Source organism: Mitsuaria sp. MSU3D (assembly GCF_056867975.1).
Genome location: NZ_CP200314.1, coordinates 1098925 through 1123684, shown reverse-complemented (window position 1 = coordinate 1123684; position 24760 = coordinate 1098925). Strand labels below are relative to the sequence as shown.

The window sequence follows — 24760 nt, the reverse complement described above, 5'->3', positions numbered from 1 at the left end:
TGAATGGTTGACGTGGACCGGAGGGCCGGGATCACTTGCTCATTGCATTGCCGAGCGCGAACACGGAATTCGGCGCGGTGATGCGGATGGGCTTGACGACGGGAGTGCTCGAGATGGCGCGCTTGATCGGCGCTTCCTCGACGGTGACGCCCTTGGCGAGCTGGTCGTCGACGAGCTTGCGCAGCGTGACCGAGTCGAGGTATTCGATCATCTTGTTGTTGAGCGCCGTCCACAGGTCGTGCGTGATGCAGCGGCCGGTGTCGTCGCCCATGCAGTTTTCCTTGCCACCACAACCGGTCGCGTCAATGGGTTCGTCGACGGCGACGATGATGTCGGCGACGGTGATCTCATCGGAGCGGCGGCCCAGCGAATAACCGCCGCCAGGACCGCGGGTGGATTCGACCAGCTGGTGGCGGCGGAGCTTGCCGAACAGCTGTTCGAGATAGGACAACGAGATCTGCTGGCGCTGGCTGATCGCCGCCAGCGCGACGGGCCCGCCGTTTTCGCGCAGGGCCAGATCGATCATCGCGGTGACGGCAAAACGACCTTTGGTGGTGAGACGCATCGAACTTCTCCTTGGCGCCCTTGTCGGGCTACAGGACATGGAGGCGGCGGCTCGGCTGACGCCGGGTCGACTCACGGAGCAGGGTTAACCCCCGCTAAGTCCGACCATTTTACTCAATTAAGAGGAAGCTTGCTCGGGTTACCCCGGACAGGGGTCGAGGGGGCCTTTTCAGGCCAGTCGACTGGCTGCGATTTGCGCCAGACGACCGCAGCCTGACTCCAGCAGATCGAGCACCTGCTCGAAGCCGTCGGCACCGCCGTAATACGGATCTGGTACCTCGATCTCCCCGGGCAGCAGGGAAATCTTGTGCTGCAGCGCAGCAGGGCAGCGGCGTCGGAGCTCGCGCAGATGGCCGCCATCCATGGCGACCAGCAGGTCGAAGCGCTCGAAATCGTCGGTGCGAAGCGCGCGCGCCCGTTGATCGCAGAGCTCATAGCCCCTTTTTCGGGCGTGGTCTTGGGAGCGTTCATCCGGGGCTTCGCCGGCATGCCAGCCCTGCACGCCGGCGGAGTCGACGTGGACGCGGTCCGCCAGCCCCATCTCCAGCAATTGGTGACGGAGCACGCCTTCGGCCGTCGGCGAGCGGCAAATGTTTCCCGTGCAGATAAAGAGGATGGAGAGCTCGGCAGGCATGGGCCGGCATTGTGGCGCCGGCGCCGCCGATTGCCATTCGGCAGATCCGCGATCGGCAGGACCGTCACATGGGACCAGAATTTGCTCATCGACCCATCACACCCACCCTGGAGCCCTGCCATGAACCTCACGCAAATCGAAACCGTCCGCGCCGCTCGCCTGCAGCTGATCGACCTCGGCGACGAGAAGACGGCCGCGCTACTGGAGTGGGCGCTAAAAGAGGAAGCCGCCCCCTCCCCGGCTTCCGGCACCACGCCTCAGCGTGACGATCCGCGGGCGGGCTGACATCCCGAACGCGCTTGAGCAGAGCGCGTTTATCGATCCTCGCTTTGCTTCCTTCCGATCCCCGGCCTGGATCCGTAGCCTGCGGCGTTCCCCTGTTTCACGCTCGATCTCGAGCACGCTGCCATGGTTTCCCTGCGCTTCCAGACCTCCCGCCGCCAATGGCTGGCACAAACCGCCGCCCTCGCGGGGGCGGCGGCCCTCCCCGCGCTCCCGGTCCGCGCGGCCGAGGCCAGGACCCTGCGCATCGGCTACCAGAAGTCCAGCACGCTGACGCTGTTCCTGAAGTCTCGCGGCATCCTCGAGAAGGCGCTCGCGCCGCAGCAGGTCGCCGTGAGCTGGCATGAATTCACCTCCGGCCTGCCGCTGCTGGAAGCGCTCAATATCGGCGCGCTCGACCTCAGCGCGGACGTGGCCGACGCCGTCCCGCCGTTCGCGCTCGCCGCCGGGGCCAAGCTCACCTATTACGCGATCGAGACGCCCTCGCCCACCGCGCAGGCCATCGTGGTCCGCAAGGATTCGCCGATCACCAGCGTCGCCCAGTTGAAGGGCAGGAAGATCGGCTTCGCCAAGGGCGCCGGCGCGCACTACCTGCTGCTGGAAGCGCTGAGCCAGGCCGGCCTGTCGATCCGCGACATCGAGCCCGCCTACCTCAACCCCGCCGACGGCCGCTCGGCCTTCGAGAACGGCGCCATCGCCGCCTGGGTCGTCTGGGATCCGTTCCTGGCCGCCGTACAGCGCCAGTCGGGCGCGCGCATCCTGGTCGACGGCACCCGCATCGCCGCCTACCGGCGCTTCTACCTGGCGGCCACCTCGTTCGCGCAACAGAATCCCGAGGTTCTCCAGCGCGTCTACGACGAACTTCAGCGTGCCGGCGAGTGGGTGAAGAAGAACCCCGCCGCCGCGGCCGAATGGCATGCGCCGGTGCTTGGCCTGGACGCTTCGATCGTCGCCGCCGCGAACGAGCGCCGCAGCTATGCGGTCCGCCCGGTCGACCCGGAGTCCCTGTCCGAGCAACAGCGCATCGCCGACGCCTTCAGCGGTGCGCAGATCCTGCCCCGCCGCATCGCGGTCCAGGAATCGCCCGTGTGGCGCCCGGCTTGAACACCGCCCCGTCACCCGACCCGCACCGCCCCGGTCCGATCGCAAGGAGCATCGCCATGTCCGTCCTGAACTCCGACACGGGAACCGCCCAAGGGCTGCCCCGTCCGCCGGCCCCGAAGCACCCCGCGCCGCTGCCGACCCGCACGCCCGCCGACGTCCGCGCCGCGCTGCTCGCGCGCGTGGAGATCGCCCTGCTCGACGTCCGCGAAGAGGCCGCCTACGCCGAAGCCCATCCGCTGTGGGCCGCCAATCTCGCGGCCTCGCGGCTGGAGCTCGACGCCTGGGGTCGCCTGCCCCGCCGCGACGTGCCCATCGTCGTCTACGACGACGGCGAAGGCGTCGCCGCGCCATCGGCGCGCAAGCTGCAGTCGCTGGGCTACACGGATGTCGCCCTGCTCGCGGGTGGCCTGTCCGCCTGGCGCGACGACGGCCTGGAGCTCTTCCGCGACGTCAACGTTCCGAGCAAGGCCTTCGGCGAGCTCGTCGAAGCGCGCCGGCACACGCCATCACTGCCGGCGGAGGAAGTCCAGGAACGGCTCGCGCGTCGAGACAACATCGTGCTGCTGGATGCCCGCCGCTTCGACGAGTACCGCACGATGAGCCTGCCGGGCTCGATCAGCACGCCTGGCGGCGAACTGGTGCGGCGCGCGCGCGACCTCGCGCCCGATCCGTCGACGACGATCGTCGTGCACTGCGCCGGCCGCACTCGCAGCCTCATCGGCGCGCAGTCGCTGATCGACGCCGGCGTGCCGAATCCTGTCGCCGCGCTCCGCAACGGGACCATCGGATGGACGCTCGCCGGCCTCACGCTCGCGCAGGGCCAGGGACGCTCGCACGAGGACGTGCCGGTCGGCGATCTGTCCGCCGCGAGAGAAGGGGCGGCCGCCCTCGCCCGCCGGGCTCACGTGCAACGCATCGATGCCTCCTTTCTCGCGGAATGGCTGGCCGATGCACGACGGTCGACCTATCGATTCGATGTCCGTAGCGCCGCCGAATACGGCCGCGGCCACCGCCCCGGTTTCCGCAACGCGCCCGGCGGGCAGCTCGTCCAGGAGACGGACCACCATGTGCCGGTGCGTGGCGCGCGCATCGTGCTGGCCGACGACGACGGCGTCCGCGCGCCGATGGCCGCGGCCTGGCTGGCGCAGATGGGGTGGGAGGTCGCCGTGCTGCCGCCCGACGCCACCGCCCACACCGAGACCGGCCCTGACCTGCCGCCGCAGCCGCTCTCGCCGACGGTCGCGACCGTGACGCCCGCCGAGCTCGCCCGCTGGCGCGCCGAGGAGGCGGATCGGGAGCAGCCGGATACGGTCGTCGTCGACGTGGCGCCGAGCATCACCTACATCGTCCGTCACATCCCCGGCGCGTGGTGGAGCCCAAGGGCGCGGCTCGCTGATGCGCTTCGGACGGTGATCCCGCCGGCACGTCGCGTCGTGCTCACGGGCAACCTGGGTGTGCTCCCGCGTTTCGTCGCCGCCGACCTCGCGGCCGAACTGGCTTCAGAGGGGCGCGAACTGCTGGTGCTCGAAGGCGGCACGACGGCCTGGTATGACGCCGGCCTGCCGATCGAGTCCGCCAATCCGCGCCTGGCCTTCCCGCGCGACGACCGTTATCGGCGCCCTTACGAGGGCACGAATCACCCGCGCGACGCAATGCAGGCCTACCTCGACTGGGAGTTCGGACTGATCGCGCAGCTCGACCGCGACGGGACGCACTTCTTCCGCGTCATCGAGAACTGACGCAGCCCGCACCACCGGACTCGCAGTCCCCAGTTCCCACTGGGGCCGGAATGGGGCTGGGGGTCCCTGGAGGGGCGCCCCCTGCCCCGTGGAGTGCCCGCGCTCGGCCACGCGAAGTCGGGGAGCCTCGACCAGAAGCGGCCTACTTCCCCTTGCCGGCCGTGATTGGTACGACGTTGTCGTGCACGGCCGCGCCGAACGCCTGCTCCTTGAGTTGCGAGAGCTGGTCGCGCAGCCGCGCGGCCTTCTCGAACTCCAGGTTGCGCGCGTGCTCCAGCATCTGCTTCTCCAGCTGCGTGATGCGCTTGCTCAGGTCCTTTTCACTCAGGGCCTCGACTTCAGCGGCGTCGTGGATCACCTTGGCGTCGTCGCGGCCCGGCTTGTCGCTGTAGACGCCCTCGATCAGGTCGCGGATGCGCTTGACCACGCCGCGCGGCGTGATGCCGTTGGCCTCGTTGAACTCGATCTGTTTGGCGCGCCGGCGCTCGGTCTCCCCGATCGCCTTCTTCATCGACTCGGTCATGCGATCCGCATACAGGATCGCCTTGCCATTCACGTTCCGGGCGGCCCGCCCGATGGTCTGGATCAGGCTGCGTTCCGCGCGCAGGAAACCTTCCTTGTCCGCATCCAGGATCGCCACCAGCGACACCTCGGGGATGTCCAGGCCTTCGCGCAGCAGGTTGATCCCCACCAGCACATCGAAGGTCCCGAGCCGCAAGTCGCGCAGGATCTCCACCCGCTCGACGGTATCGATGTCCGAGTGCAGGTAACGCACCTTCACGCCGTTGTCGCTGAGGTACTCGGTCAGTTGCTCGGCCATGCGCTTGGTCAGCGTCGTGATCAGCACGCGTTCCTTGATCTCCACCCGGTCGCGGATCTCCTGCAGGACATCGTCGACCTGATGCACGGCCGGTCTCACCTCGACGATCGGATCCACCAGCCCCGTCGGACGCACCAGTTGCTCGACGACGTTGCCGGCCTGGCGCTTCTCATAGTCACCCGGCGTCGCGCTGACGAAGATGGCCTGGCGCATCTTGCGCTCGTACTCCTCGAACTTCAGCGGCCGGTTGTCCATCGCCGACGGCAATCTGAAACCGTACTCGACCAGCGTGCTCTTGCGCGCCCGGTCACCGTTGTACATGCCGCCGAACTGGCCGATCAGCACGTGGCTCTCGTCGAGGAACATCAGCGCGTCGGGCGGCAGGTAGTCCACCAGCGTCGGCGGCGGATCGCCCGGCGCGGCCTGCGACAGATGACGCGTGTAGTTCTCGATGCCCTTGCAGTGGCCGACCTCCTGGAGCATCTCCAGGTCGAACCGCGTGCGCTGCTCCAGCCGCTGGGCCTCGACGAGCTTGCCTTCCTTGATGAAGAAGGCGACGCGCTCGCGCAGTTCCTCCTTGATCGTCTCGATCGCGGCGACCACGCGGTCGCGCGGTGTCACGTAATGGCTCGAGGGATAGACCGTGAAGCGCGGGATCTTCTGCCGGATCTGTCCGGTCAGCGGATCGAAAAGCACCAGGCCCTCGACTTCGTCGTCGAAGAGCTCGATCCGCAGCGCCAGCTCCGAGTGCTCGGCCGGGAACACGTCGATCGTGTCGCCGCGCACGCGGAAGTGGCCGCGGGTGAATTCCATCTCGTTGCGCGTGTACTGCATGCGCGCCAGCTGCTGGATCACGTCGCGCTGACCGACCTTGTCGCCGACCCGCAGCGTCATCACCATCTGGTGGTAATCGCTCGGGTTGCCGATGCCGTAGATCGCCGACACCGACGCCACGATCACCACGTCGCGCCGTTCCAGCAGGCTCTTGGTGCAGGACAGCCGCAACTGCTCGATCTGCTCGTTGATCGCACTGTCCTTCTCGATGAACAGGTCGCGCTGCGGAACGTAGGCCTCGGGCTGGTAGTAGTCGTAGTAGCTGACGAAGTACTCGACCGCGTTCTTCGGGAAGAACTCGCGGAACTCGCTGTACAGCTGCGCCGCGAGCGTCTTGTTGGGCGCAAAGACGATGGCCGGGCGTCCGAGCCGCGCGATCGTGTTGGCCATCGTGAAGGTCTTGCCTGAGCCTGTCACGCCCAGCAGCGTCTGGAAGCTTTCGCCGTCGTTGACGCCGTCCACGAGTTGCTGGATCGCCGTCGGCTGGTCGCCCGCGGGCGGGTACGGCTGGAACAGCTGGAAGGGAGAGCCTTCGAAAGAGACGAATTCGCCCTTCGGCGACTCGCCCGCGCCGGCGGTGTCCACCTCTGGCGAGGCGGGGCTCTCCCCCTTGGCGACGGGAGTTTCAGGCTTGGCGGCGGAGGATCGACTCATCAGGGTTTCCCAGGGGCAACGCATGTTCCCTGCCTACAATCGGCGGGCTTCGCTGGACGCTCAGGAGGCGCCTCGGGCGTCAGGACGCGACAGCGTAGCGCAGTCCTCTCCACCGTTTGTCAGGAAAGCCTCCATGTCCTTGTTCGCCGCCGTCGCCATGGCCCCTCGCGACCCCATCCTGGGTCTGAACGAGCAATTCAACGCCGACCCGAATCCCGACAAGGTCAACCTGGGCGTCGGCGTCTACTACGACGACAACGGCAAGCTGCCGCTGCTGGCCTGCGTGGCCGCGGCGGAAGCGCAGATGCAGGCCGCGCCCAAGCCGCGCGGCTATCTGCCCATCGACGGCATCGCCGCCTATGACCTGGCGGTGCAGGGCCTGGTCTTCGGCGCCGACAGCGAGGTGCTCAAGAGCAAGCGCGTCGCGACGGTCCAGGCCATCGGGGGCACCGGCGGTCTGAAGATCGGCGCCGACTTCCTCAAGCGGCTGAACCCGGACGCGAAGGTCCTGATCTCCGACCCCTCCTGGGAAAACCACCGCGCGCTGTTCACCAACGCCGGCTTCCCGGTCGACACCTACCCCTACTATGACGCCGCCAACCGCGGCATCAACTTCGACGGCATGCTGTCGGCGCTCAACGCCGCGCCGGCCGGCACGGTCGTCGTCCTGCACGCCTGCTGTCACAACCCGACCGGCTACGACCTGACGCCCGCGCAGTGGAGCCAGGTCGTCGAAGTGGTCAAGGCGAAGAACCTGGTCGCCTTCCTGGACATGGCCTACCAGGGCTTCGGCGAAGGCATCGCCGAGGACGGCGCCGTAATCCAGCAATTCCTGGCCGCGGGCCTGGACTTCTTCGTGTCGACGAGTTTTTCCAAGAGCTTCTCGCTCTATGGCGAGCGCGTCGGCGCACTGAGCGTGGTCTGCGCCTCGGCCGAGGAAACGGTCAAGGTCCTGAGCCAGCTGAAGATCGTCATCCGGACGAACTACTCCAACCCGCCGACGCACGGCGCCCAGGTCGTGGCGGCCGTGCTGTCGACCCCGACGCTGCGGGCCCAGTGGGAAGAGGAACTGGCCGGCATGCGCGTGCGCATCAAGCAGATGCGCGAGGCGCTCGTCACCGAGCTCAAGGCCGCCGGCATCACCGACGACCTGAGCTACGTCACCCGTCAGAAGGGCATGTTCAGCTACAGCGGCCTGAGCGCCGAGCAGATGCAGCGCCTGCGTTCCGAGTTTGGCGTCTATGGCGTCGATTCGGGTCGCATCTGCGTCGCCGCGCTGAACAGCAAGAACCTGAAGCCGGTCGCCACCGCGATCGCCGCCGTGAAGAAGGCCTGACCTCCGGGCTCCTCTCCGACACCACACTTCGATGCGCTGATCGCACGATCAGCCTCCGAACACAGGGCCGGACCCGCCGCAAGCGGGCCGGCCCTGCGCATTTATGGCGAAATGCGTCGGTTCGAAGTCCCTCCTCCCGCCTTGCTCGGCGCACCGGCGACACACACTGCAAGAAGCCGGGCACTAGAATTGCTGCATTGCACAACGGGTGCCAGCCTTCGCCTCACTCCCCCCTCCAGAGGTCCGCCAGATGCTCTACCAGCTTTATGAAACCCAACGCGCGCTGCTGAGCCCGTTCTCCGAATTCGCCAGCGCCACGGCCAAGCTGTACAGCCACCCGCTGTCGCCTTTCGCCCATACGCCGTTGTCGCACCGGATGTCCGCGGGCCTCGACCTGATGCACCGGCTGGCCAAGGAGTACGAGAAGCCGGAGTTCGAGATCAACAGCGTCGAAGTCGACGGTGTCGACGTCGCCGTGCAGGAACTGGTGGCGCTGGAGCAGCCGTTCTGCCGTCTGCTCCGGTTCAAGCGCTACACCGACGACCAGGCCGTGCTGGCGAAGATGAAGGCGCAACCGACCGTGCTGGTCGTCGCACCGCTGTCAGGCCACCACAGCACGCTGCTGCGCGACACCGTCAAGCAGCTGCTGAAGGACCACAAGGTCTTCATCACCGACTGGACCGACGCCCGCATGGTGCCGCTCGCGGCTGGCGCCTTCCACCTTGACGACTACATCTACTACGTCCAGGATTTCATCCGCCACGTCGGCGAGGACTGCCATGTGATCTCGGTCTGTCAGCCGACGGTGCCGGTGCTCGCGGCGATCTCGCTGATGGCCTCCAAGGGCGAGACAACCCCGCGCTCGATGACGATGATGGGCGGTCCGATCGACGCCCGCCGCAGCCCGACGGCCGTCAACAACCTGGCGATGAACAAGAGCTACAGCTGGTTCGAGAACAACGTGATCTACCGCGTTCCGACCAACTTCCCGGGCGCCGGCCGCGAGGTCTACCCGGGCTTCCTGCAGCACACCGGCTTCGTGGCGATGAATCCGGACCGCCACCTGAGCTCGCACTACGACTACTTCCTCGACCTGGTCCGCGGCGACGACGACAACGTCGACGCCCACCGCCGCTTCTACGACGAGTACAACGCCGTGCTGGACATGCCGGCCGAGTACTACCTGGACACGATCAAGACAGTGTTCCAGGACTTCGCACTGGTGAACGGGACGTGGGAAGTGGGCGGCGACCTGGTGCGCCCGCAGGACATCACCCAGACCGCACTGCTCACGGTTGAAGGCGAACTGGACGACATCTCCGGCGCCGGCCAGACCAAGGCGGCGCACGAGCTGTGCAGCGGCATCGACGCGAAGAACCAGGCCCATTACGACGCGGTCGGTGCCGGCCACTACGGCATCTTCTCGGGCCGCCGCTGGCGCGAGAAGGTCTATCCGGTGATCCGCGACTTCATTGCGAAGTACGATGCGGCCCCGTTGCACCAGCCCGCCGCGACCAAGCGTGCTGCCGCCCGTCCGGCTGCGGCCCGCCGGCCGCGCAAGCCGACCGAGTGAATCCCGCCGCTGCCGCCTCCGCTGAACCGACCTCCTCCGCGTTCGACGACTTCGTCGAACGGCTGAACCTGGCCCTGCCGCAGACGCAATGCACGCGCTGCGGCTGTCCCGACTGCCACTCCTACGCCCACGCGATGGCGAGCGGCGAGGCGGCGATCAACCAGTGCCCCCCCGGCGGCGCCGAAGGCATCGCGCGCCTGGCCGCGCTGACCGCTCGCGAACCGTCGCCCCTCAATCCGGACCACGGTATCGAGGGACCTCGCCGGCTTGCCGTCATCGACGAAGGCTGGTGCATCGGCTGCACCTTGTGCATCAAGGCCTGTCCAGTCGACGCGATCATCGGAACCAACAAGCAGATGCATGTCGTCATCGACGCGGACTGCACCGGATGCGAACTGTGTATCCCGGTCTGCCCCGTCGACTGCATCTCGCTGGCGGACGTCACGCCGGGGCGAAGCGGTTGGGCTGCATGGAGCGCGCCGCAGGCCGAGCGCGCTCGCGAGCGCTACCGTTGGCACGAGATCCGTGTCACGCGCGACCAGCATGAGCACGATGCGCGCCTCGAAACCAAGGCGCAGCACAAGCTCGATCACCTCGAAGAGGAAACGCGGCTCACCGACGCGGCACAGATCGACCGCAAGCGCGCCGTCATCGAGGCCGCGCTCGCGCGGGCCCGTGCCAAGCGCGGCGCCTGAACGCTGCCTCTCTTCGATCCCGCCCCGCCCATCGCCAGCCGTTTCCCGCTCGCCATGAATCAAACGCAAGTCCGCGAATTCTTCGAGATCCTCCGCCGCGCCAATCCGTCGCCGCAGACCGAACTGGAATATGCCAGCGTCTTCGAACTGCTCGCCGCGGTGCTGCTGTCCGCGCAGGCCACCGATGTCGGCGTCAACAAGGCGACGAGACGGCTGTTCGTCGTCGCCAACACGCCGCAGAAGATCCTGGACCTGGGCGAGGAACGGCTCGCCGAATACATCAAGACGATCGGCCTTTACAAGACCAAGGCGAAGAACCTCTACGCGACCTGCGGCATCCTGGTCGAGAAGTACGGCGGCGCCGTGCCGCAAAGCCGCGAGGCGCTCGAATCCTTGCCCGGCGTCGGTCGCAAGACGGCGAACGTGGTGCTCAACGTCGCCTTCGGCGAAGCGACGATGGCCGTGGATACGCACATCTTTCGCGTCGGCAATCGCACCGGCCTCGCGCCCGGCAAGAACGTGCTGGAAGTCGAACAGCAATTGCTTCAACGCGTGCCGGAGGAATTCCTGGTCGACGCGCACCACTGGCTGATCCTTCATGGCCGCTACGTCTGCCAGGCACGTCGACCGCTGTGCGAACGCTGCGCCGTCGTCGCGCAATGTGACAGCGCCCCGATGGCTGCGGCGCGCTGAGCGAACCCCGCCCCCTACAATCCGCGCGTTCATCCGTCAGGGAAGCCATGTCCAGCATCAACGACCTAGTCGACCGCGTCGAGCGCCTGCTGGTGCGTCACGAGGAACTCAAACGCACGAACGGCTTGCTCGAGCAACAGGTCCAGGCGCTCACCCTGGAGCGCGACAGCCTGCGCTCCAGACTGGCCGCGGCGCGCGCGCGCGTCGACGCCCTGCTGGATCGTCTCCCGCTGGAGGCGGCCGATCTGCTGGAGAGCGGCGACGGCACTGAACCCTCAGATTCTCGAAAGACGGGCGCATGAAGCAAATGGAAGTCACGATCATGGGCCAGAGCTATTTGCTCGGCTGCCCGGAAGGCGGCGAAGCCGCGTTGCAGAAGGCAGTGGCGCGTGTCGACAAGGAAATGTGTGCGATCCGTGACGCGGGTCGCATCAAGGCACGCGAACGGATCGCGGTGCTGGCGGCCCTGAACCTCGCTTATTCGCTCACCGAATCGAACGCATCGGCGGTGGCGCCGGGCGATGCAACGGATGCAATCGCCGGTGACGCGCGCGGCACCACCGTACCCGATCTTGAAACGCTGATGAAGCGGCTCGATGAAGCCCTTGTCCAAGACGGGCAACTGCTGTGAACGCGGAGTCGCGGCGCGTAGAATCCATGCTGTCCACTGCGTTCGCGTGAGTTTTATATTTCCTTGAACCGATGCTTTCGCGAGCAAGGGCTTGGAACATTGCAGAGCTGGTGTGAGCGTCTCGCGTCAGATGAACCCGAAGCCCTGCTGACCTCGCCCACCTGTACCCCTAGGGTTCAGGAATGCGGCTCACGGTTCGCCGTGGACACCCCTTCCCGAAACCGCGCCTGATCGTTCCGTCACGCGCGGTTTTTTCATGGTCGAGCTTGATCGGCCATCGCCATGAGGGTTCCGCCTTGAGCACCGCATCGCACGATTCCCGGCAGTACTGGCTGATGAAGTCCGAACCGGATGAGGCCTCGATCGACCATCTGCAGGCCGCCGGTGAACTTCCGTGGACCGGCGTCCGCAACTACCAGGCACGCAACTTCATGCGCGACCAGATGCGCATCGGCGACGGCGTGCTGTTCTATCACTCGTCCTGTCCAGAGCCGGGCATCGCCGGGTTCGCCGAGGTCAGCAGCACGGCCTATCCGGACGAGACCCAGTTCGATCCCGAGAGTCACTATTTCGATGCGAAGGCCAGGCGCGAGGAACCGCGCTGGCAGCACGTCGATGTGCGCTTCGTGCGCAAGACCCGGTTGTTGAGCCTGGCGGAGATGAAGCACGATCCCGCGCTTGCCGGCATGCGCACCCTGCAGCCGGGCAACCGGCTGTCGATCACGCCGGTGACGCCGTCGGAATGGCAGCACCTTCAGAAGCTGCTCGCCTGACCGGCGAGCGCGACGCTCGGTCCAGCAGCAGCCTCAGCCGCCCATCCCGAACGGGATCGACGCCAGCACGACCTGATTGCCGCCGCGCCGCTGCGCTTCCTTGACCGCCATCTCGGCGGCGCCCAGCAGTTCCTCCTGGCGCGAGGCGGTATGCGGGAAGCTCGCCACGCCCATCGACAACGACAGGCCGATGTCCTGCCCATGCAGCACGACGATCTGGGCATGGCACTGGCGGCGCAGCTGTTCCATGCGCGCATGCGCGGTCGCGAGGCCGACGCCCGACAACAGCACCGCGAAGAGGTCGTCGCCGATGCGGCAGGCCGCATCCATCGCGCGAGTGTTGGCGCGCAGCATGCGCCCCAAGCCTTCGAGCAGGCGTTGACGCGCCTCCTCGCCCAAACCGGCCTCCGGCGCCACCGGATCCAGCGCGATCAGCACCAGCGTGAACTCGCGGTGCTCGCGGGTCGAGAGATCGATCTCGCGCAGCAGTTGATCGTCGAACTGCGCGCGCATGTAGAGGCCAGAGACCTCGTCGCGGCCGCTGCCCTGCTGCAACTCGCGGCGCATCTGTTCGAGCGACTTCTGCTGCTGCTCGAGTTGCTGCAGCGCGCGCTGCAGGTGCGTCTCGCGGTGACGCTCTTCGGTCTTGTCGCTCCACAGCGCCATGACGTGCTCCGCGCCGAGCGGCACGCGCATGACCATGAACTCGCGACGGCGTCCGCCGATCTCCAGCCGGTGCTCGGAACTCACCACGCCGCGCTGCGCGAGCGTGGCCTGCTCGGAGCGTCGCATCGCCTGCACTTCGTCGCCGCGCATCAGCTCGGCATCGGTGGCGCCGACGATGCCGGTCTCCAGGCGACCGAAGAGCTCGCTCATGCCCGGGCTGGCGAAGACATAACGTCCGGTCGCCATCGACTTCACGGTCAGGCAGGCGCCGGTCGGCTCCAGCAGGCTGAGCAAGCCGGCCGCAACGGGCGTCTGGGGCGTTCCCAACGATTCCAGCCAGGCATCGAAACTGGCAGGCGCGGGCGTCGCGGCGGCTTGTAATTCCATGGGTCGGGCCGGGCCAGGGGGAGGCCCCTCGCGGTCGAATGGTGGTGGATCGAATGTAGATGGGCGTCCGTCGCCGGGGCAAGTGCCGATGGCAGGACAGAGGTGCCACTCCCCCTAAGCTTGGGGTGCGGCATCCTAGCTTGCCACGGCTTGGGCCGAGAGCGATGCACTTCGCCCAGCGAGGCGGGCCTGCGCTCCAGCGGGGACAAGGCGTGAAAATGTCACACCCGCCTGCACGGCGAGCATGCGGCCTTCACAGGGGACACGCTGGCGGGAACCAGACGTTGTCTCCTGCGCGGCGCGGCTGCATCGAGTTGAGTGGTCACCGGTCAAAAATAAGGCTAGAATCCTCGTTTTGCTGGCAAACCCTGCGCGTCGATTCGGAAGTGGACTCCGGATACTCCGCTTCGAAGGCAAGCCCTTCCTCGCGAACACCGAGCGCTATTTGAAGGAATTTCATGACCACCATTCGCGTCAAAGAAAACGAGCCGTTCGACGTGGCCCTGCGCCGCTTCAAGCGCACGATCGAAAAGCTGGGCCTGCTCACCGAGCTGCGCGCCCGCGAGTTCTACGAGAAGCCGACTGCCGAGCGCAAGCGCAAGAAGGCGGCTGCCGTGAAGCGTCACTACAAGCGCGTGCGCAGCATGCAGCTGCCCAAGAAGCTGTACTGATCGCCTGATCGGACCGCTTCGGCACCGGGGACCCGTCCACTGACGATCCCCACCGCCGGAACAGCACAGAAAGCCCGCGCAGGACGCTGCCGCGGGCTTTTCTGTTTCTGCGCGACATTACGACATCTCCCACATCTCCCTCGAGACCAGGAATCAAGGAGCCCTCATGAGCCTGAAGGAACAGATCACCGAAGACATGAAGACGGCGATGCGCGCCAAGGACAGCGAACGCCTGGGCACGATCCGGCTGCTGCTGGCCGCGGTGAAGCAGAAGGAAGTGGACGAACGCGTCGTGGTGGACGACGTGATGCTGGTGGCCATCGTCGACAAGCTGATCAAGCAGCGCAAGGACTCGATCAGCCAGTTCACGGCGGCAGGCCGCATGGACCTGGCCGACAAGGAAACCGCGGAGCTGAAGGTGCTGGAGGTCTACCTGCCGCAGCGCTTGAGCGAAGACGAGATCAAGGCAGAAGTCGCCGCCATCGTGACGGAGCTGGGCGCCAAGGGCCCTGCCGACATGGGCAAGGTGATGGGCGCCGTGAAGGGCAAGCTGGCGGGCAAGGCCGACATGGGCCTGGTCTCGGCGGCGGTGAAGGCGGCGCTGGCGGGCTGAGCGCCCTCCTCGCTTCGACTCAACGACAGGAGTTCGCGATGGAACTGACCGTCCAACAATTGACGCCCGATTTCTGCGTCGCGCCGCAGCTGACGCCGGAGGCGATGGCTGCACTGGCCGAAGCCGGCTTCAAGTCGGTGATCAACAACCGGCCCGATTTCGAGCACGGCCCTGACCAGCCAACCAGCGAGCAGGTCCGCGCCGCGGCCGAAGCCGCGGGACTGGTGTATCGCCACTTGCCGGTGCAGGGCGGTTATCAATCGCCGGAAGAGATCGCCGCGATGCGCGCGTTGCTCGACGAAGTGCCGAAGCCGGTGCTGGCGTTCTGCCGCTCCGGCGCGCGCTCCACGCGCCTCTTCGCTGCCGCTACCCAACTCTGAGCCGACGAGAGCCCCTCGGTGCCTCAGATCGAGGCGACCGGGGGCCCTTTTCGGAGGTCAAGGAGGGAATTCGACTGCCGGGAGGCAGTCGAAGGAGGGACACGGAGAAAAGGGGCCCCGGTCGCCTCGATCAACGCTCCATTCTTCGCATGTCGGGGCTTTCCCGCAGCCCCTCCCGAATTCAGGTTCCCGACAGCCCCCGCTGGCTACAGTCCACGTCTATACACAAGAACCGAGCCCCCCCCGTCGGGGTTCGAGATGGAGACCTGGACTCGTCGATGAAAGCCCTGCTTGCATTTGCCAAGGGCATCGACTGGCTGACGGACCGGTTCGGCACGCTTGCCGCCTGGGCTGTCCTGCTGTCGTGCTTTATCAGCGCCGCGAACGCGGTGATCCGCTACGGCCTGGACATCAGTTCCAACGCCTTCCTTGAGATCCAGTGGTACCTGTTCGCCGCCTGCGTGATGGGCGGCGCCGCGCAGGTGCTGCGGCTCAACGAGCATGTGCGCGTCGACATCCTCTACACGCGGCTGCGCGGCCACGGCAAGGTCTACGTCGACCTGTTCGGACTCATCGTCTTCCTGATCCCCGTGATGGGGTATGCGGGCTGGCTGTCGTGGGACTTCTTCCTGGTGAAGCTCACCACTGGCATGCGCGCGGAGGACACCGTCGCCGCGCTCGGCTACGGCGGTTATGCGTGGAAGCTGTTCACCAGCGGCGAGGTGTCAGGCAACGCCGGCGGGCTGATCCGCTGGCCGGCCGCGCTGACGCTGCCGGTGGGCTTCGCGCTCGTGTTCCTGCAGGGGATCTCGGAGGTGATCAAGCGCATCGGCTACCTGGCCCATCTCGTCGAGATGGACACGCACTACGAGAGGCCGCTGCAATGATCACGATGGAGCAATTCCCCCCGCTGATGTTCGCGGGGCTGATCATCATCATGCTGATCGGCTTCCCCGTGGCGTTCTCGCTGGCCGCGCTGGGCCTGGCCTGCGGCTTCTTCGCGGTGAGCCAGGGCTGGTTCCCGCCGTCGTTCATGTCGGCGCTGCCGCAGAACGTCTTCGGCATCCTCTCCAACGAACTGCTGCTCGCGATCCCCTTCTTCACGCTGATGGGCGCGTTGCTGGAGAAATGCGGCCTGGCCGAGGACATGCTCGATTCGATGGGCCAGCTCTTCGGGCCGGTGCGCGGCGGGCTGGGCTACTCGGTGATCATCGTGGGCTTCATCCTGGGCGCGATCACCGGCACGGTGGCGGGTCAGGTGATCGCGATGGCGATGATCTCGCTGCCGGTCATGATGCGCTACGGCTACAACATGCGCTACGCCACCGGCGTGCTGGCCGCCTCGGGGACGATCACGCAGCTGGTGCCGCCCTCCCTGGTGCTGGTGGTGCTGGCGGACCAGCTCGGCAAGCCCGTCGGCGACATGTACAAGGGCGCTTGGGGACCGTCGATCCTGCAAGTGCTGATCTTCGCGCTGTACACCTTCATGGTCTCGCGCTTCAGGCCGGAGCATGTGCCCGGCGTACCCAAGGAGGCGCGCACCCTTGACGGCTGGGCGCTGTGGGCGAAGTGCCTGCGCGGGATCATCCCGTCGGCGATCCTGATCTTCGCGGTGCTCGGCTCCATGGGCGGATTGCCCGGCATCGACAAGGCGATCTGCACGCCCACCGAGGCCGGCGCGATGGGGGCGGTCGGCGCGTTCATCCTGGCGGCGTCGCACCGGCGGCTGAACTGGCCGGTGGTCAAGGACGCCATGATCGGCACGATGCGCATCACCGCGATGGTGGTGTTCATCCTGATCGGGTCGCGGACCTTCTCCCTCGTGTTCCAGGGCGTCGAAGGCGGCAAGTGGATCGAGCATCTGCTCTCCAACCTGCCCGGCGGTCAGATCGGCTTCCTGATCGTCGTCAACCTCTTCATCTTCTTCCTGGCGTTCTTCCTCGACTTCTTCGAGATCGCCTTCATCATCCTGCCGCTGCTAGGCCCGGTCGCCGACAAGATGGGCATCGACCTCGTGTGGTTCGGCGTGATGCTCTGCGTGAACATGCAGACGAGCTTCATGCACCCGCCGTTCGGCTTCGCGCTGTTCTACCTGAGAGGGATCTCGGACACGCTGTTCAAGAACGGCGCGCTGCCCAAGCGGGTGCTTTCGAGCGATATCTACCTGGGCTCGATCCCCTGGGTGGTGATGCAGCTGATCCTGGTGGCCATCGTCATCTTCTTCCCGGTCACGGTGACGGCGTTCCTCGACAAGGCGGAAGCGGTCGACATGGACAAGGCGACGGAGATGCTCCAGGGCATCGACGCCGGCCAGATTGAGCGCACCGATCCCAACGCGGACACGAACGCGCTGTTCGGATTGCCGGCGGAGGCCGCGTCCGCACCGGCCTCCGCTGCCTCTGAAGGAACTCCCTAGCGCGTCGAGGGCGGCATGTTCGACGCCTCCTTGATGCGATCCCAGGCGTCCTTCACCGCGGGCTTGGCGCGCGCCCATTCGAGCGACGAGCCCTGGCGCTGATTGCCCCAGTCCCGATGCAGCTCGGCTTCGAAGTCCTCGAAGTCCCGGTCCGGATAGCGGGCAAACGCATCGGCCCCATAGGCATACGCCGGACCGAAGTCGTCATGCGTGTCGCCTTGCTGGATGTAGGGCCGGTTGGCGTAGTTGTCGCGCCAGTAGGCGGCCTCCTGCTCGTGGTCGTAGGCCTTGTCGCGGGGTTCGTTGAAGTCGGGCATGGGAGTCTCCAGAAGTCTTCGATGACCTTCGTCGGCAAGTGCCATGCCCTGCGCTCGCTACAGCCAACAGGCGCCGAGGACCTTCTGCTGACAACTGATCAGGCGCCGGTCGGCAACCGCGAACGACGCGGCAGTTGGCGGGCTTACTGCGGCGTGACGATCTTGAGCCCGACGATGCCCGCGGCGATCAGGCCGATGCACGCGAGCCTCGCCGGCGACGCCGACTCGCCCAGCAGCGCGATGCCCGCGATCGCGGTGCCGACGGCACCAATGCCCGTCCACACCGCGTAGGCCGTCCCCACCGGCAGATGCTTCAGCGCCCAGCCCAGCAGCACGACGCTCGTCACCATCGCCGCCACGGTGCCCACCGTCGGCCATGGCCGTGTGAACCCTTCCGTGTACTTCAGGCCGACGGCCCAGCCGATCTCGAACAATCCGGCCAGAAACAACACGCCCCACACCATCGCCATCTCCTTGAAAGTGGAATGGACGCCACTGTATGTTCGTGGTTCTGATAGTTAAAGTCAGCATCCATCAGATTGCCTGACAGATCAGGGACCACCATGGCTTTCGACCTCGACAACCTCCGCGTCTTCCTCGCGGCGATCGACCACGGTTCGTTCTCCGCTGCGGCGCGCGCGCTGGGGCGCGTGCCCTCAGCCGTCAGCATGACGATCGCGAACCTGGAAGCTCAGCTCGACCTCCCTCTCTTCGACCGCGCCGGCCGGGAACCCGTCCCCACCGCGCAGGCGCTCGCGCTGGTGCCGCAGGCGCCCCGGCTGGCCGAGCAGCTCGGCCAGCTCAACCGCCATGCGTTGTCGATGACCCAAGGGCTGGAGCCCTCGCTGACGATCACGGTCGTGCCCGAGCTCGTCGCAGCAACGCCATGGAGCGACGCACTGACGACGCTGTCCGCCGAGTTCCCGCTGCTGGACGTCGAGGTACTGACCGCACCGCAGGCGGACGCGCTCGCGATGCTGAAGTCCGGCCGCGCGCAACTGGCCCTCGTCTTCGAGCGACAAGGACTCGACCCGTCGGAGCAGTTCCAGGAAGTAGCCCGCGAAACGCTGATCGCCGTCGCGGCGACCTCGCATCCGATGCTCGCGCGCGATCCGTCGGCGCTACGCGATGAGCACCTCATCGGCGAACGTCAGATCCTGGTCGCCGGTCGTGACGCCTGCGACGTCGACAAGCGGATCGCAGTGTCCCGCGTGCAATGGCGCACCGACAGTCCGGTGGCGGCCTTGCGGATGGTGTCCGCGGGCCTAGGATGGGCGTGGTTGCCGTCGGGGTTCGTGCGCGCGGCGCTGGCCTCGGGGGAACTGGTGCAGATTCCCGCAGGCAACTTCACGACCGCCCTGCAGCTCTACGTCGACGTCGTCTGGACGCAGACGCGGCCGCTCGGACTCGCCGCACGGCGTTTCGTCGAACTGCTGAACGGTCGCGAAGGCTGCTCCGGCACGATCGCTGGCGATCGGACGCCGGCAGGTACGCCGTTCAGCGGTAGCGCTCCGGATCCGGCGAGTCCGTCGGCTGAGCGACCACGCGCCGGAAAGCAGCGTTCATCGGCAGCTTCAGGTTGATGCCCGTCGGCGGCAGCGGCGACTCGAACCAGCGTCTGTAGATGGTGTGGATCTCGCCGCTGCGGTACAGGCCGGTCAGCACGTCGTCGACCATGGTCTTGAACATCGGATCGTCGCGATTGAGCCCGATCGCATAGGGCTCCACGGTCAACGCGCGATCGGAGATCACGTAGTCGTCCGTCGAAACCGCCGCACCCTGCTGCGCCAGCAGGCTGCGGATGATCACGTCGTCCATCATGAACGCGTCGGCGCGGCCGCTGCGCAGCAGCTGGAATGCGTCCGGGTCGTCCAGCCCCGCGACGATGCGGATGTTCAGCCCCTGTTGCTCATTGACCTTGGCCAGGTGCTGGATGCTGGTCGTGCCGATGGTGCTCACCACCGGCCGGCCGCGAAGGTCAAGCAGGCTCTGCACCTTCTCGCCGTGGCGCGTCATCAGCTTGGTCTCGGCCACGAAGATCGTCACCGAGAATGCCTGACTGCGCGCGCGCTCGGCGGTGTTGGTCGTGATGCCGCACTCCATGTCCAAGGTGCCATTGCTGACCATCGGCATGCGCGTCGCCGAGCCGACCGCGACGCGTCGCACCTCCAGGTCGGGCAGCTTGAGCCGCACGCGCAGCGACGCGATCACGCGCTCGCAGAGTTCGACGGAATAGCCCGTCGGCCGCAGCTGCGCGTCGAGATAGCTGAACGGTGCCGACGCCGGCCGGTAACCGATGACGACGACCCCGGTTTCGCGGATGCGCGTCAGCGTCGGGCCTTCTGGCGGTTGCGCCAGGCGCGACGCCGACGGTCCGGCGAGTCCCGGCTTGACCGGCGCGGCGCTCGCGGGCAACGCGCCCGCCGTCCACACCAACATCAGAAGGACCGCGGTCACAACGCTGACGATCCGCGCACTCATCGATCAGGCCTCGCCGTTTTCACCGTTTTCGCCGATGCCATCGGTGCCGCCTCGACCGGGGGCATCGTCCTGTCCGAGCGCTCCGGCGTCGAGCCGCCGCAATTCGTCGAGCCGCGCGCCGATCTTGATCTCCAGGCCGCGCGGCACGGGTTCATAGAAGCGCTGATCCTCGAGGCCGTCCGGCAGGTACTGCTCGCCGGCCACGTACGCACCGGGGAAGTCATGCGCGTAGCGATAGGCCTTGCCGTAGCCGAGCTCCTTCATGAGACGCGTCGGCGCGTTGCGCAGATGGACCGGCACCGGCCGCGAGCTGTCCTGCTTGATCAGCGCGCGGACCTGGTTGTAGGCGTTGTAGACGGCATTCGACTTCGGCGCGATCGCCAGATAGACGACCGCCTGCGCCAGCGCGAGCTCACCCTCCGGCGACCCGAGACGCTCATAGGTTTCGGCCGCATCCAGGCAGATCCGCAGTGCACGCGGATCGGCGTTTCCAATGTCTTCGCTGGCCATCCGGACCAGTCGCCGCGTGATGTAGCGCGCATCGACACCGCCGTCGAGCATCCGCACCAGCCAATACAACGCCGCATCCGGATGGGAGCCTCGCACCGACTTGTGCAGCGCCGAAATGACGTCGTAGAACTGGTCGCCGCCCTTGTCGTAGCGCCGCAATTGCTCGCCCAGCGTGCGCTCCAGCAGTGCCTCGTCGATCTCCGCCGTGCCCGCGGGGGTCAGTTGCGCCACGGTCTCCAGCGTGTTCAGCAGACGCCGCGCATCGCCGTCGGCATAACCGATCAAGCGCAGCGTGGCGGCCTCGCTCACCGGTGGCGCGCCGAGCGCCTCGCGCCCGCGCGTCAGCAGTTCGCGCATGTCCTGCTCGTCGAGCGACTTCAGCACGTGCACCGTCGCCCGCGACAGCAGCGCCGAGTTCACCTCGAACGACGGGTTCTCGGTCGTCGCTCCGATGAAGCTGAACAGCCCCGACTCGACGTGCGGCAGGAAGGCGTCCTGCTGCGCCTTGTTGAAGCGGTGGACCTCATCGACGAACACGATCGTGCGCCGCCCCTGCCCCGCCGCGACCTGCGCGCGGTCGACCGCCTCGCGGATGTCCTTGACGCCGCCCAGGACCGCGGAGATCGCGATGAACTGTGCATCGAAGTGCTGCGTCATCAGGCGCGCCAGCGTCGTCTTGCCGACGCCGGGCGGCCCCCACAGGATCATCGAATGCGGCCGGCCGCTCTCGAGCGCGACACGCAGCGGCATGCCCTCGCCCAGCAGGTGGCGCTGGCCGACGACCTCGTCGAGCTTGTGCGGCCGCAGCCGTTCCGGCAGCGGTGCGTGCTGGCTCGGTGCGGCCCTCGCAGGCCGTCCGCCCGGGACGGAATCGAACTCGTCCGGAAAGAGCGACGCGTTGCTCATCGATGCTGACTCAGACGCCGCTCAGGGTTGGCGAGCGATGTCCGTGCCCGGCGGCGGGTTGAAGCGGAAGCGGTCGGCCGACACCTTGGCGTTCGGCTCGATCGCACTGAACTGCATCACCGACTGCTGGCCGAAACCGTCGACGATCTCCAGCGCGCCCAGTTCGCGCCCCTTGAAACCGAGCTTCAGGCTCTGCAGACCGCTGTCGTTCCGCTTGGGCGTAGCCTGCACCCAGTCCAGGCCGTTCGCGGCCGGCAACGACTTCAGCGTGAAATCCTTCGACAGGTCGCCGCCCGCGAGCAGCGACACCGGCGTCGCGCCCAACGCCTGGTCCATGTTGCGGACGCTGGCCTGCTGCAGGTCCGGGTCGTAGATCCACACTTCCTTGCCGTCGGCCACGATCAATTGCTCGGCCGGCTTGGCGTAGCTGAAGCGGAACTGGTTCGGGCGTTGGAACTCGAAGGTGCCGGTCGTCGTCTTCTTGCGCTTGCCATCGGGTGCGGTGACGGTCTGCGTGAACGCCGCGCGGCCGCTCTTCACTTCGGTGACGAACTGCTGCAGCGCGCTCACGCCGTCGGCGTGAGCCAATTGCGTGACGCAGACGGCGATCGCCGCGATGCCACGAGTCAGGATACGGAGCATGGAGGAAGCCTCAATCATTCGTCGCGTTCATTCGTCGCGTTCAGTGGTCGCGTCCGGTGACGCCGTCAGTCGTCCCGCTTGGGCACGATGATGTCGCGGTTGCCGTTGGTGGCCATCGCCGAGACGACACCGGACTTCTCCATCTGCTCCAGCAAACGGGCGGCCCGGTTGTAGCCGATGCGCAGATGTCTCTGCACCAGCGAGATCGATGCCCGCTTGTGCTGCAGGACGATGCCCACCGCCTGGTCGTACATCGGGTCGGATTCGCCGTCGCCGCCTGCTGTCAGGCCAGGCAGCCCATCGCCGCCCCCATCGCCGTCCAGCACGCCGCCTTCCAGGATGCCTTCGATGTAGTTGGGCTCGCCTTGCTCCTTCAGGTACTCGACGACGCGATGCACCTCGTCGTCGCTGACGAACGCGCCGTGCACGCGCACCGGCAGGCCGGTACCCGACGCCATGTAGAGCATGTCGCCCATGCCCAGCAGCGCTTCCGCGCCCATCTGGTCGAGGATGGTCCGCGAGTCGATCTTGCTCGATACCTGGAAGGACAGGCGCGTCGGGATGTTGGCCTTGATCAGGCCGGTGATCACGTCGACCGACGGACGTTGCGTCGCGAGGATCAGATGGATGCCGGCCGCCCGCGCCTTCTGCGCCAGGCGGGCGATCAGTTCCTCGATCTTCTTGCCGACGACCATCATCAGGTCAGCCAGTTCGTCGATGACGACGACGATGTGCGGCAGACGCTCCAGCGGTTCCGGCTCTTCCGGCGTCAGGCTGAACGGGTTGGGGATCTTTTCCTCGCGTTCGGCCGCGTCGGCGATCTTCTTGTTGAAGCCCGCGAGGTTGCGCACGCCCATCTTGGACATGAGCTTGTAGCGCCGCTCCATCTCGTTGACACACCAGTTCAACGCGTTGCTGGCCTGCTTCATGTCGGTCACGACGGGTGCCAGCAGATGCGGGATGCCTTCGTAGACGCTCATTTCGAGCATCTTCGGATCGATCAGGATCAGACGGACATCGCGGGCCTCGGCCTTGTAGAGCACCGACAGGATCATCGCGTTGATGCCCACCGACTTGCCCGAGCCGGTCGTGCCGGCCACCAGGCAGTGCGGCATCTTGGCCAGGTCGGCCACCACCGGCAGACCGACGATGTCCTTGCCCAGGCCCATCGTCAGCGGCGACGCGGCGTCGGCGTAGACCTGGGAGCCCAGGATCTCGGACAGCCGGATGGTCTGGCGGCGCGCGTTCGGCAGCTCCAGCGCCATGTAGTTCTTGCCCGGGATGGTCTCGACGACGCGGATCGAGGTCAGGCTCAACGAGCGCGCCAGGTCCTTGGCCAGGCCCAGGATCTGCGAGCCCTTCACGCCGGTCGCCGGCTCGATCTCGTAACGCGTGATCACCGGCCCCGGCGAGGCCGCCACCACCCGCACATCGACGCCGAAGTCCTTCAACTTCTTCTCGATCATGCGGCTGGTCATCTCCAGCGATTCGGGCGTCACCGTCTCGATGCGCGGCGGCGGCGCGTCCAACAGGTCCACCTGGGGCAGCTTCGCGTCCGTCGGATCGGTGAACAGCGTCTGCTGGCGCTCCTTGATGACGCGCGTGGACTTCGGCACCTCGGCGACCGGCGGCTCGATGACGATCGGGATGTGATGCTCTTCCTCGACCAGACGCTCGACCTCGACGACCGCTTCGCGCTCGCGTTTGGCTTCCTTGCCGACGCGCTTGTCCTCGGCGATCTCGCGACGGACCTCGCGCTTCTCGATCAGACGTTCGATCTTGGTTCCGATCTGCTCGGCCACGCGCAGCCAGGAGAACTTCAGCGCCAGCGACACGCCGGCCACCAGCGCGGCGATCCACACGACGCCAGAACCCGCGAAGCCGAGCAGCTTCATGCTGGCGGGTCCGAGCAGGTAGCCCAACACGCCGCCGGCATGTCCGGGCAGGTGCGACTCCCAGCCATAGAGGCGGGTCCATTCGAGCGCGCAGCTCGCGGCCATCAGGAGCACGAGGCCGGCCACGGTCGGCAGGCGTTCCTTGAACGTGAGCATCGGACCGCCGTCGGCGCGCAGCATACGCGCCAGGCCGCTCAGCCACGCACGCAGCGAGATGAGCATCAGCCACCAGCAGGAGTAGCCGAAGCCGAACAGCATCAGGTCGGAGATCCAGGCGCCGAGCGCACCGACGCGGTTGTGCGCCGGGGCTGAGGTGCCGGCGGTACTGAAGGCCGCATCGGCGCGGTCATGGCTGACCATGGCGAGCAAGACCAGGCACCACACCAGCGCGCCGATCAGCAGCCACAGCGGCGTGCGCAGCGGACTGGGAGGCGCGGGCGGCGCGGCGGGCGGCGCGGCCTTCTTGGACTTGCGTGCCGGCGCGGGGCGCTCGGTCGGAGCGGCGTCGTCACCGCCGCCCAGCAGGGAACCGGGAAAACTCATT

At 66.9% G+C, this 24760-nt stretch carries 26 protein-coding genes and 1 other RNA gene; 17 read left to right on the top strand and 10 right to left on the bottom strand.

Features of this window, described 5'->3' with window-relative positions; genetic code table 11:
• Positions 1–31: 31 nt before the first annotated feature.
• Together AC1VNM_RS05115 and AC1VNM_RS05110 are read right to left on the bottom strand one after the other, a co-directional pair.
• On the bottom strand, positions 32–565 hold the full coding sequence (locus AC1VNM_RS05115) for a Fe-S cluster assembly transcription factor (RefSeq protein ID WP_067273486.1): 534 nt from the start codon (positions 563–565) through the stop codon (positions 32–34).
• 168 nt (positions 566–733) lie between these two features.
• Positions 734–1198 carry a low molecular weight protein-tyrosine-phosphatase gene (locus tag AC1VNM_RS05110; RefSeq protein ID WP_483106092.1) on the bottom strand — a complete coding sequence of 155 codons (465 nt, stop codon included), beginning with the start codon at positions 1196–1198 and terminating at the stop codon, positions 734–736.
• Between the two features lie 120 nt (positions 1199–1318).
• Between AC1VNM_RS05110 and AC1VNM_RS05105 the strand changes: the two genes are divergently transcribed.
• From AC1VNM_RS05105 to AC1VNM_RS05095, 3 genes are all read left to right on the top strand, one after another.
• Positions 1319–1483, top strand: a complete 165-nt coding sequence (locus AC1VNM_RS05105) for a hypothetical protein (RefSeq protein WP_483106091.1) — start codon at positions 1319–1321, stop codon at positions 1481–1483.
• Between the two features lie 123 nt (positions 1484–1606).
• Entirely contained in the window at positions 1607–2584 is a 978-nt protein-coding gene (locus AC1VNM_RS05100) for an aliphatic sulfonate ABC transporter substrate-binding protein (protein WP_483106090.1), read from the top strand.
• A 56-nt stretch (positions 2585–2640) separates the two neighbouring features.
• Positions 2641–4323, top strand: a complete 1683-nt coding sequence (locus tag AC1VNM_RS05095; RefSeq protein ID WP_483106089.1) for a rhodanese-like domain-containing protein — start codon at positions 2641–2643, stop codon at positions 4321–4323.
• A 142-nt stretch (positions 4324–4465) separates the two neighbouring features.
• On the opposite strand, the gene uvrB is transcribed toward AC1VNM_RS05095, so the two are convergent.
• Positions 4466–6631 carry an excinuclease ABC subunit UvrB gene (gene uvrB / locus AC1VNM_RS05090; RefSeq protein ID WP_377155475.1) on the bottom strand — a complete coding sequence of 722 codons (2166 nt, stop codon included), beginning with the start codon at positions 6629–6631 and terminating at the stop codon, positions 4466–4468.
• 133 nt (positions 6632–6764) lie between these two features.
• Here uvrB and AC1VNM_RS05085 point away from each other — a divergent pair, with 133 nt between their 5' ends.
• The 8 genes from AC1VNM_RS05085 (at position 6765) to AC1VNM_RS05050 (ending at position 12332) form a co-directional block, all read left to right on the top strand.
• The gene (locus AC1VNM_RS05085) at positions 6765–7967 is read left to right on the top strand and encodes an amino acid aminotransferase (protein ID WP_483106088.1); all 1203 of its coding nucleotides are present in this window, start codon (positions 6765–6767) and stop codon (positions 7965–7967) included.
• A 250-nt stretch (positions 7968–8217) separates the two neighbouring features.
• The gene (locus AC1VNM_RS05080; protein ID WP_377155477.1) at positions 8218–9540 is read left to right on the top strand and encodes a polyhydroxyalkanoate depolymerase; all 1323 of its coding nucleotides are present in this window, start codon (positions 8218–8220) and stop codon (positions 9538–9540) included.
• 62 nt (positions 9541–9602) lie between these two features.
• On the top strand, positions 9603–10235 hold the full coding sequence (gene rsxB, locus AC1VNM_RS05075; protein ID WP_483109245.1) for an electron transport complex subunit RsxB: 633 nt from the start codon (positions 9603–9605) through the stop codon (positions 10233–10235).
• A gap of 54 nt (positions 10236–10289) precedes the next feature.
• Complete coding sequence (gene nth, locus AC1VNM_RS05070) at positions 10290–10928, top strand: endonuclease III (protein WP_483106087.1); 639 nt, start codon at positions 10290–10292, stop codon at positions 10926–10928.
• Positions 10929–10975: 47 nt separating this feature from the next.
• The gene (locus AC1VNM_RS05065) at positions 10976–11230 is read left to right on the top strand and encodes a cell division protein ZapB (protein ID WP_377155480.1); all 255 of its coding nucleotides are present in this window, start codon (positions 10976–10978) and stop codon (positions 11228–11230) included.
• On the top strand, positions 11227–11559 hold the full coding sequence (locus AC1VNM_RS05060) for a cell division protein ZapA (protein WP_483106086.1): 333 nt from the start codon (positions 11227–11229) through the stop codon (positions 11557–11559). The genes AC1VNM_RS05065 and AC1VNM_RS05060 overlap by 4 nt, the downstream gene beginning before the upstream one ends.
• Before the next feature lie 29 nt (positions 11560–11588).
• Positions 11589–11769, top strand: a non-coding RNA gene (gene ssrS, locus AC1VNM_RS05055) — 6S RNA.
• Between the two features lie 125 nt (positions 11770–11894).
• A complete protein-coding gene (locus AC1VNM_RS05050) occupies positions 11895–12332 on the top strand; it encodes an EVE domain-containing protein (protein WP_483109244.1) in 438 nt (145 codons plus the stop codon).
• 33 nt (positions 12333–12365) lie between these two features.
• Here the strand turns inward: AC1VNM_RS05050 and AC1VNM_RS05045 are convergent, their stop codons facing one another.
• Positions 12366–13385 carry a GGDEF domain-containing protein gene (locus AC1VNM_RS05045; RefSeq protein ID WP_483106085.1) on the bottom strand — a complete coding sequence of 340 codons (1020 nt, stop codon included), beginning with the start codon at positions 13383–13385 and terminating at the stop codon, positions 12366–12368.
• Positions 13386–13843: 458 nt separating this feature from the next.
• Between AC1VNM_RS05045 and rpsU the strand changes: the two genes are divergently transcribed.
• The 5 genes from rpsU to AC1VNM_RS05020 all read left to right on the top strand — a co-directional run bounded on the left by rpsU (position 13844) and on the right by AC1VNM_RS05020 (position 17465).
• Positions 13844–14056 (top strand): 30S ribosomal protein S21, encoded by a 213-nt coding sequence (rpsU, locus tag AC1VNM_RS05040; RefSeq protein WP_012346814.1) that lies wholly within the window; start codon positions 13844–13846, stop codon positions 14054–14056.
• A gap of 166 nt (positions 14057–14222) precedes the next feature.
• Positions 14223–14669 carry a GatB/YqeY domain-containing protein gene (locus AC1VNM_RS05035; protein WP_377155483.1) on the top strand — a complete coding sequence of 149 codons (447 nt, stop codon included), beginning with the start codon at positions 14223–14225 and terminating at the stop codon, positions 14667–14669.
• A gap of 38 nt (positions 14670–14707) precedes the next feature.
• Positions 14708–15049, top strand: coding sequence for a protein tyrosine phosphatase family protein (locus AC1VNM_RS05030; protein WP_377155484.1), 342 nt, complete (start codon positions 14708–14710; stop codon positions 15047–15049).
• Between the two features lie 278 nt (positions 15050–15327).
• Positions 15328–15936 (top strand): TRAP transporter small permease subunit, encoded by a 609-nt coding sequence (locus tag AC1VNM_RS05025; protein WP_431103148.1) that lies wholly within the window; start codon positions 15328–15330, stop codon positions 15934–15936.
• On the top strand, positions 15936–17465 hold the full coding sequence (locus AC1VNM_RS05020) for a TRAP transporter large permease (RefSeq protein ID WP_483109243.1): 1530 nt from the start codon (positions 15936–15938) through the stop codon (positions 17463–17465). Before AC1VNM_RS05025 ends, AC1VNM_RS05020 begins: the two co-directional genes overlap by 1 nt.
• Here AC1VNM_RS05020 and AC1VNM_RS05015 read toward each other — a convergent pair.
• Positions 17462–17782 carry a hypothetical protein gene (locus AC1VNM_RS05015; RefSeq protein WP_483106084.1) on the bottom strand — a complete coding sequence of 107 codons (321 nt, stop codon included), beginning with the start codon at positions 17780–17782 and terminating at the stop codon, positions 17462–17464. The two genes, AC1VNM_RS05020 and AC1VNM_RS05015, sit on opposite strands and share 4 nt — an antisense overlap.
• A 143-nt stretch (positions 17783–17925) precedes the next feature.
• The gene (gene sugE, locus AC1VNM_RS05010; RefSeq protein WP_377155488.1) at positions 17926–18246 is read right to left on the bottom strand and encodes a quaternary ammonium compound efflux SMR transporter SugE; all 321 of its coding nucleotides are present in this window, start codon (positions 18244–18246) and stop codon (positions 17926–17928) included.
• A gap of 99 nt (positions 18247–18345) precedes the next feature.
• Between sugE and AC1VNM_RS05005 the strand changes: the two genes are divergently transcribed.
• Positions 18346–19365: a LysR family transcriptional regulator gene (locus AC1VNM_RS05005; protein WP_483106083.1), complete on the top strand. Its 1020-nt coding sequence runs from the start codon at positions 18346–18348 to the stop codon at positions 19363–19365.
• Here AC1VNM_RS05005 and AC1VNM_RS05000 read toward each other — a convergent pair.
• From AC1VNM_RS05000 to AC1VNM_RS04985, 4 genes are all read right to left on the bottom strand, one after another.
• A complete protein-coding gene (locus AC1VNM_RS05000) occupies positions 19280–20239 on the bottom strand; it encodes an amino acid ABC transporter substrate-binding protein (RefSeq protein WP_377155490.1) in 960 nt (319 codons plus the stop codon). The two genes, AC1VNM_RS05005 and AC1VNM_RS05000, sit on opposite strands and share 86 nt — an antisense overlap.
• A 27-nt stretch (positions 20240–20266) precedes the next feature.
• Positions 20267–21679 carry a replication-associated recombination protein A gene (locus AC1VNM_RS04995; protein ID WP_483106082.1) on the bottom strand — a complete coding sequence of 471 codons (1413 nt, stop codon included), beginning with the start codon at positions 21677–21679 and terminating at the stop codon, positions 20267–20269.
• 21 nt (positions 21680–21700) lie between these two features.
• Positions 21701–22321 (bottom strand): outer membrane lipoprotein periplasmic chaperone LolA, encoded by a 621-nt coding sequence (gene lolA, locus AC1VNM_RS04990; RefSeq protein ID WP_377155492.1) that lies wholly within the window; start codon positions 22319–22321, stop codon positions 21701–21703.
• 65 nt (positions 22322–22386) lie between these two features.
• Complete coding sequence (locus AC1VNM_RS04985) at positions 22387–24759, bottom strand: DNA translocase FtsK (RefSeq protein WP_377155493.1); 2373 nt, start codon at positions 24757–24759, stop codon at positions 22387–22389.
• Position 24760 lies beyond the last annotated feature (1 nt).

Excerpts from the sequence above, each read along its gene's own strand:
- AC1VNM_RS05115 (WP_067273486.1), bottom strand. The coding sequence starts at position 565 with ATGCGTCTCACCACCAAAGGTCGTTTTGCCGTCACCGCGATGATCGAT.
- AC1VNM_RS05110 (WP_483106092.1), bottom strand. The coding sequence starts at position 1,198 with ATGCCTGCCGAGCTCTCCATCCTCTTTATCTGCACGGGAAACATTTGC.
- AC1VNM_RS05105 (WP_483106091.1), top strand. The coding sequence starts at position 1,319 with ATGAACCTCACGCAAATCGAAACCGTCCGCGCCGCTCGCCTGCAGCTG.
- AC1VNM_RS05100 (WP_483106090.1), top strand. The coding sequence starts at position 1,607 with ATGGTTTCCCTGCGCTTCCAGACCTCCCGCCGCCAATGGCTGGCACAA.
- AC1VNM_RS05095 (WP_483106089.1), top strand. The coding sequence starts at position 2,641 with ATGTCCGTCCTGAACTCCGACACGGGAACCGCCCAAGGGCTGCCCCGT.
- uvrB (WP_377155475.1), bottom strand. The coding sequence starts at position 6,631 with ATGAGTCGATCCTCCGCCGCCAAGCCTGAAACTCCCGTCGCCAAGGGG.
- AC1VNM_RS05085 (WP_483106088.1), top strand. The coding sequence starts at position 6,765 with ATGTCCTTGTTCGCCGCCGTCGCCATGGCCCCTCGCGACCCCATCCTG.
- AC1VNM_RS05080 (WP_377155477.1), top strand. The coding sequence starts at position 8,218 with ATGCTCTACCAGCTTTATGAAACCCAACGCGCGCTGCTGAGCCCGTTC.
- nth (WP_483106087.1), top strand. The coding sequence starts at position 10,290 with ATGAATCAAACGCAAGTCCGCGAATTCTTCGAGATCCTCCGCCGCGCC.
- AC1VNM_RS05065 (WP_377155480.1), top strand. The coding sequence starts at position 10,976 with ATGTCCAGCATCAACGACCTAGTCGACCGCGTCGAGCGCCTGCTGGTG.
- AC1VNM_RS05060 (WP_483106086.1), top strand. The coding sequence starts at position 11,227 with ATGAAGCAAATGGAAGTCACGATCATGGGCCAGAGCTATTTGCTCGGC.
- AC1VNM_RS05050 (WP_483109244.1), top strand. The coding sequence starts at position 11,895 with ATGAAGTCCGAACCGGATGAGGCCTCGATCGACCATCTGCAGGCCGCC.
- AC1VNM_RS05045 (WP_483106085.1), bottom strand. The coding sequence starts at position 13,385 with ATGGAATTACAAGCCGCCGCGACGCCCGCGCCTGCCAGTTTCGATGCC.
- rpsU (WP_012346814.1), top strand. The coding sequence starts at position 13,844 with ATGACCACCATTCGCGTCAAAGAAAACGAGCCGTTCGACGTGGCCCTG.
- AC1VNM_RS05035 (WP_377155483.1), top strand. The coding sequence starts at position 14,223 with ATGAGCCTGAAGGAACAGATCACCGAAGACATGAAGACGGCGATGCGC.
- AC1VNM_RS05030 (WP_377155484.1), top strand. The coding sequence starts at position 14,708 with ATGGAACTGACCGTCCAACAATTGACGCCCGATTTCTGCGTCGCGCCG.
- AC1VNM_RS05025 (WP_431103148.1), top strand. The coding sequence starts at position 15,328 with ATGAAAGCCCTGCTTGCATTTGCCAAGGGCATCGACTGGCTGACGGAC.
- AC1VNM_RS05015 (WP_483106084.1), bottom strand. The coding sequence starts at position 17,782 with ATGCCCGACTTCAACGAACCCCGCGACAAGGCCTACGACCACGAGCAG.
- sugE (WP_377155488.1), bottom strand. The coding sequence starts at position 18,246 with ATGGTGTGGGGCGTGTTGTTTCTGGCCGGATTGTTCGAGATCGGCTGG.
- AC1VNM_RS05005 (WP_483106083.1), top strand. The coding sequence starts at position 18,346 with ATGGCTTTCGACCTCGACAACCTCCGCGTCTTCCTCGCGGCGATCGAC.
- AC1VNM_RS04995 (WP_483106082.1), bottom strand. The coding sequence starts at position 21,679 with ATGAGCAACGCGTCGCTCTTTCCGGACGAGTTCGATTCCGTCCCGGGC.
- lolA (WP_377155492.1), bottom strand. The coding sequence starts at position 22,321 with ATGCTCCGTATCCTGACTCGTGGCATCGCGGCGATCGCCGTCTGCGTC.
- AC1VNM_RS04985 (WP_377155493.1), bottom strand. The coding sequence starts at position 24,759 with ATGAGTTTTCCCGGTTCCCTGCTGGGCGGCGGTGACGACGCCGCTCCG.